The organism is Pseudomonas sp. Sample_9 (assembly GCF_004307535.1).
Taxonomy (GTDB): domain Bacteria; phylum Pseudomonadota; class Gammaproteobacteria; order Pseudomonadales; family Pseudomonadaceae; genus Aquipseudomonas; species Aquipseudomonas mercuritolerans.
Map to the genome: position 1 here is coordinate 1 of NZ_RAZO01000211.1, position 5,480 is coordinate 5,480.

A 5,480-nucleotide genomic window follows, 5' to 3' on the forward strand; every position below is an offset into this window, starting at 1 on the left:
GCGCCGCGTTTCACCGCTTCACGCAACGGTTCGAGCATGCGCGGATGGTTGGTGCCGGGGTTCTGGCCCCAGACGAAAATCGCGTCGGCGTGTTCGAAGTCGTCGAAGGTCACCGTGCCTTTGCCGACCCCGACGCTCTGCGCCAACGCCACGCCGCTGGCCTCGTGGCACATGTTCGAGCAGTCAGGAAAATTGTTGGTGCCGTAAGCTCGCACGAACAGCTGATACAGATACGCCGCTTCGTTGCTGGCGCGCCCCGAGGTGTAGAACTCCGCCTGATCCGGGCTTGGCAGATTGCGCAGGTGCTTGCCGATCAGGGCGAAGGCATCTTCCCAAGAGATCGGCTTGTAGCGATCGGATTCGGCGTCGTAGACCATCGGCTCAGTCAGGCGACCCTGATATTCCAGCCAGTAATCGCTTTGTTCCAGCAGGGAAGTGACGCTGTGCTTGGCGAAGAATTTCGCATCGACGCGACGCTTGGTCGCTTCCCAGTTCACCGCTTTGGCGCCGTTCTCGCAGAACTTGACCATGCCGCTCTCCGGCGAATCACCCCAGGCGCAACCCGGGCAGTCGAAGCCGCCGTTCTGGTTGGTCTTGAGCATCATGCGCAGGTTTTTCAGGGCGTTGTCGCTGGTCAGCCACGCCTGGGCCACACTGATCAGGGCGCCCCAGCCGCCAGCGGCACCTTTGTAAGGCTTGTAGCGCGGGACAGGTTTCTGGTCGGCTTGATGATGTTGGCTCACGCTTGATTCTCCATCGCGGGGCTGTACACCCGCGGCGCACTTTTCTGCGGCAGGTGGATGAGATTGAGGTTGTGGCGCCGGGCCCATTGCACGGCGAGGCCGGTGGGTGCCGACAGGCTGACCAGGGTCTGGATGCCGGCACGCAAGACTTTCTGGATCAATTCGAGGCTGCAACGGCTGGTGACAATCGCCAGGCCGCCTTCGGTGGAAATCTTCTGGCGGATCAACCCGCCGATCAGCTTGTCGAGGGCGTTATGGCGGCCGATGTCTTCGCGGCCGAGCAGCAATTCACCGCTGGCATTCATGAACACCGCCGCATGCACCGCGCCGCAGTGCTGACCGAGCGGCTGGTACGCGCCGATGCGCTGGCGCAAACCGTCGAGCCATTCGATCGGTGGCAAGGCTGCGCCCGGCAATACCTTGAGATCGGGCAGCGCCTGTTCGACGGCTTCGACGCCGCACAATCCGCAACCGCTGGTGCCGGCCAACTGCCGACGCTGTTGCTTGAGGTTCCAGAACGCACGGTTAGCGATGGTCACCTGCGCGTATTGCGCCGAGCCTGAGCCTGTCAGTTGCAGATCGTAGATATCGCTGGCGTCTTCGATGATGCCGCTGCCGAGGCTGAAACCGACGATGAAATCTTCAAGATCGGTCGGTGTAACCAGCATCACTGCCTGACTGATGCCGTTGTAGGCGATCGCCAACGCGACTTCCTCGGCCAGCGCGGTGCTGGCCGATGCCTCAAGGGGTAAATCGCTGTAGCTGTAGGTCTGGCTGGCGGCAGGCGCGGGCGTTTCAATTGCTGGCGCCGCGCAGGCTGGGCGCTTGGCGTTCATGGCATCACCGACGGTTTGATCTAGGTCAAGACTAGGCGCGGCAAGTTGTCGCGTCTAATCGCTATTACCGATCTACCGATAGATGCCGTCGATCAAGCGTCTTTTGGCGATTTCTGATAAAGCGCGAAACAGGCTTCCGCCAGCGCTGAACGCGGCGCGCCACGGCGCATGATCAGCCCCAGCGGCGCGAGGGTGTGGGCGTTCTCGATCGGTTGCAGGCGCAGGTGATCGGCGAGGGTTTCCGCGCCGCCGTCCAGGGGCATGATTGCGCAGCAAAAGCCGCCGTGGACTGCTTGCAGCAGTTGATGCACGGCGTCGGTTTGCAGCAGCGGTTGCGGGGTCAGGCCGCGGCTGTGGAAGTTGTGGTCGATGGACTGGCGAAAGTGCATGCCGCTGGTGAGCATGCACAGCGGCAATTCGATCAGCGATTCCCAGCTCAGGGGTGCTTCGCCGAAACTGAACGAGCGCTCGTCATAGAGCAGGCCCATGCGCGTCTCGTTAAAGGCCAGCGAATCGAAGCGCTCGCTGTCCAGGCGCTCCAGATACGACACGCCAATGTCGATGCGGTTGTTCGCCAAGTGTTCGAGCACCTGCTCGGAGCTCAGCGACGACAGTTCGAAGCGCAGGTCCGGGTGCGCCGCATGCAGACGTTGCATCAGCGGCAAGGGATCGAAGCTCGACAGCGGCACCACGCCCAGGCGCAGCGTACCGATCAGGTTGCCGCGACAGGCCGCCGCTTCCGCCTGCAAGCCGTCGTAAGCCGCCAGCACCGTACGCGCCCACGCCAGCACGCGTTCGCCCGGTGCGGTGAAGCCTTCAAAGCGCTGGCCGCGATTGACCAATGGCAGGTCGAGTTCTTCTTCGAGGCTGCGCAAGCGCATCGACAGGGTCGGCTGGGTGATGTGGCAGCGCGCGGCGGCCTGGCCGAAATGGCGGGTTTCGTCGAGGGCGATGAGGAATTTCAGCTGCTTGATGTCCATCTTCGCTCCGGGCGGTTGGCGGGGTGTGGCGATTCTACCGCCTGCGGCGCGGCAGCGTCATTGGTCGGACTGGAACCGGGTTTGGCTGGGGTGGTCTAGGCTTGGACGACTGACCCTTTATTACATGGAGTGAATGCGATGAGCCTTTTGAGTTTTGTCAAAGAAGCCGGTGAGAAACTGCTTGATCTGTTGACTCCCGGAAACGCCAATGCCAGCGAGCAGTTGAAGGAACATATCAGCAAGGTCGGACTGGGCAATCCCAATGTGCAGGCGACCGTGGATGGGGACAAAGTGACAATCACCGGTGAGGTGGCGAGTCAGGAAGAGAAGGAAAAGATTGTGCTCGCGGTGGGCAACATTGCTGGCGTGGGCAGTGTGGATGATCAGATCACCGTGACCGGGCCGGTGGTGGTTGCGGCAGAGTTTGTCGAGGTCAAAGCAGGTGACACGCTCAGTGCGATTTCCCTGCGTGTCTATGGCAATGCCAACCAGTACGAGAAGATTTTCGAAGCCAACAAACCGATGCTCAAGGATGTGAACAAGATTTATCCGGGGCAAAAGCTGCGCATTCCAAAATAACGCGCTGCCCATGTAGGAGCTGCCGCAGGCTGCGATCTTTTGACTTTGACTTAAAAAAACGCAAATCAAAAGATCGCAGCCTTCGGCAGCTCCTGCAGGGATCAGAGTCCGGCAATGAGATCGCGGTAGTCTTCGACTGCGGCAAATTCTGCCGTGTCCTTCGGCCCTTTGCGGCTGTCCGGTTCCTTAACCGCGAGCAGATGCGCCACGCCAAAATCCCGTGCACTGCGCAGGATCGGCAAGGTGTCGTCGATAAACAGGCTGCGCCCCGGATCAAAACCGATGTCCGCCTGCAAGGCATCCCAGAACTGCGGGTTCTCCTTGGGATAACCATAGTCGTGCGAGCTGATCAGCCGCTCGAAGTATGGTGCCAGTTCGATCCGTTCCAGTTTCAACGACAGCGAATCGCGGTGCGCGTTGGTGATCATGATCACCCGTTTGCCGGCGCGTTTGATTGCGTCGAGAAAGGTATCGGCATCCGCGCGCAGGGCGATCAAGTGGGCGGTTTCCTGTTTCAGTTCACGCACCGACAATTTCAGTTCCGCGCTCCAGAAATCCAGGCAGTACCACTGCAACTGGCCGGCATGGCGCTCGAACAATGGCTGCAATTCCAGCTCGGCCATGGCCCGGCTGATGCCGTGCAGTTCGGCGTAGCGCTGGGGCAGGTGCTCGAGCCAGAAATGGTTGTCGAAGTGCAGATCCAGCAGCGTGCCGTCCATGTCGAGCAGAACGGTATCGATGTCGGACCACGGTAAAGAAGGCATGGCAACGTCTCGAACGGTGAAAAGATATCCGACGCAAACAATCGGGAAAGCCGCGTTATAGTAGCGCGTTCACGCCAAGGAGCTTTGCATGCGCCAGAAACCCACCGTACTCGCCCGCGAGATCGTCGCCACCAGTCGCCTGTTTCGCGTCGAAGAACTCAAGCTGCGATTTTCCAATGGCGTGGAGCGCACTTACGAGCGTCTGGTTGGCAAAGGCGCTGGCTACGGCGCGGTGATGATCGTCGCGATGCTTGATGCCGAACACGCGGTGTTGATCGAGGAATACTGCGGTGGCACCGACGAATACGAACTGTCTCTGCCCAAAGGCCTGATCGAGCCGGGCGAGGACGTGCTGGCGGCGGCCGAGCGGGAACTCAAGGAAGAGGCCGGTTATGGCGCGCGTCAACTGGAACATCTGACCGAGCTGTCGCTGTCGCCCGGTTACATGAGCCAGAAGATCCAAGTGGTACTGGCCACCGATCTCTACGAAGAACGGCTGGAAGGCGATGAGCCGGAGCCGATGCGGGTCGACAAGGTCAACCTGCGCGAACTGTCGGCGCTGGCGCTCAATCCGCAATTCACCGAAGGCCGCGCATTGGCGGCACTATATTTGACCCGTGATCTGCTGAGCCAGCGCGGGGTGTTCAGCTATGAGTGAGACGTCGATGAGTTTTCCCCATCCGCTGATGGCGCCAGTGGTTGAGCTGGCATTGCAGGCTGGCGAGGCGATTTTGCCGTTCTGGCGTGCAGGCGTTGAAGTCACGGCCAAGTCCGATGATTCGCCGGTGACAGCCGCCGACCTGGCTGCGCATCACCTTATCGTTGCGGGGCTGACGGCCCTTGATCCGAGCATTCCAGTGCTGTCCGAAGAGGACGCCGATATCCCGCAGAGCGTGCGCGCCGGTTGGCAGCGCTGGTGGCTGGTTGATCCGCTGGACGGTACCAAGGAGTTCATCAGCGGTAGCGAGGAATTCACCGTCAACATCGCGCTGATCGAAAATGGTCGGGTGGTATTTGGTGTGGTGACGATGCCGACCAACGGTCGTTTTTACGTCGGCGGTGCCGGATTTGGAGCCTGGCGTGGCGACGAAGGTGGTACGCCGACGGCGATTCAGGTGCGTGATGTGCCTGCACCGGGCGAGGCGTTTACTGTGGTGGCCAGCCGTCGCCATTCAAGTCCCGAGCAAGAGCGTTTGCTGGCCGGGTTGAGCGCCAGTCTTGGTGAGTTGCAACTGGCCAATATTGGCAGTTCCTTGAAGTTCTGTCTGTTGGCCGAAGGTGCTGCCGACTGCTATCCGCGACTGGCGCCGACTTCGCAGTGGGACACGGCGGCAGCTCAGGGCGTGCTGGAAGGTGCGGGGGGCGAGGTGCTGGATCTGAGCGGCGAGGCGTTCAGTTATCCGCCGCGAGAATCACTGTTGAACGAGTTCTTTCTGGCGCTGCCGGCGAAGGCTGCGTGGCGCGGACGGTTGTTGGAGTTGGCCCGAGGCTAACTGCCTGATCCGCAATTCCCCTCACCCCAGCCCTCTCCCCCAGGAGAGGGAGCCGACCGAGTTGTCTGGCGCCATGCATCGACCT

At 60.9% G+C, this 5,480-nt stretch carries 7 protein-coding genes; 3 read left to right on the forward strand and 4 right to left on the reverse strand.

Features of this window, described 5'->3' with window-relative positions; genetic code table 11:
- The 3 genes from D6877_RS11525 to D6877_RS11535 form a co-directional block, all read right to left on the reverse strand.
- On the reverse strand, positions 1–743 hold a 743-nt coding region (locus D6877_RS11525), incomplete at its 3' end, for a molybdopterin-dependent oxidoreductase (protein WP_153189066.1).
- The gene (gene fdhD, locus D6877_RS11530) at positions 740–1,579 is read right to left on the reverse strand and encodes a formate dehydrogenase accessory sulfurtransferase FdhD (RefSeq protein WP_130910856.1); all 840 of its coding nucleotides are present in this window, start codon (positions 1,577–1,579) and stop codon (positions 740–742) included. The genes fdhD and D6877_RS11525, both read right to left, overlap by 4 nt.
- Before the next feature lie 92 nt (positions 1,580–1,671).
- The gene (locus D6877_RS11535; RefSeq protein WP_122508424.1) at positions 1,672–2,559 is read right to left on the reverse strand and encodes a LysR family transcriptional regulator; all 888 of its coding nucleotides are present in this window, start codon (positions 2,557–2,559) and stop codon (positions 1,672–1,674) included.
- Positions 2,560–2,697: 138 nt separating this feature from the next.
- Between D6877_RS11535 and lysM the strand changes: the two genes are divergently transcribed.
- The gene (gene lysM, locus D6877_RS11540) at positions 2,698–3,138 is read left to right on the forward strand and encodes a peptidoglycan-binding protein LysM (RefSeq protein ID WP_122601389.1); all 441 of its coding nucleotides are present in this window, start codon (positions 2,698–2,700) and stop codon (positions 3,136–3,138) included.
- 101 nt (positions 3,139–3,239) lie between these two features.
- On the opposite strand, the gene yrfG is transcribed toward lysM, so the two are convergent.
- The gene (gene yrfG / locus D6877_RS11545) at positions 3,240–3,902 is read right to left on the reverse strand and encodes a GMP/IMP nucleotidase (protein ID WP_130910857.1); all 663 of its coding nucleotides are present in this window, start codon (positions 3,900–3,902) and stop codon (positions 3,240–3,242) included.
- Positions 3,903–3,990: 88 nt separating this feature from the next.
- Between yrfG and nudE the strand changes: the two genes are divergently transcribed.
- Together nudE and cysQ are read left to right on the forward strand one after the other, a co-directional pair.
- Entirely contained in the window at positions 3,991–4,560 is a 570-nt protein-coding gene (gene nudE / locus D6877_RS11550; protein ID WP_130910858.1) for an ADP compounds hydrolase NudE, read from the forward strand.
- Positions 4,561–4,567: 7 nt separating this feature from the next.
- Positions 4,568–5,395 carry a 3'(2'),5'-bisphosphate nucleotidase CysQ gene (gene cysQ / locus D6877_RS11555; RefSeq protein WP_130910859.1) on the forward strand — a complete coding sequence of 276 codons (828 nt, stop codon included), beginning with the start codon at positions 4,568–4,570 and terminating at the stop codon, positions 5,393–5,395.
- The last annotated feature ends 85 nt before the right edge of the window (positions 5,396–5,480 follow it).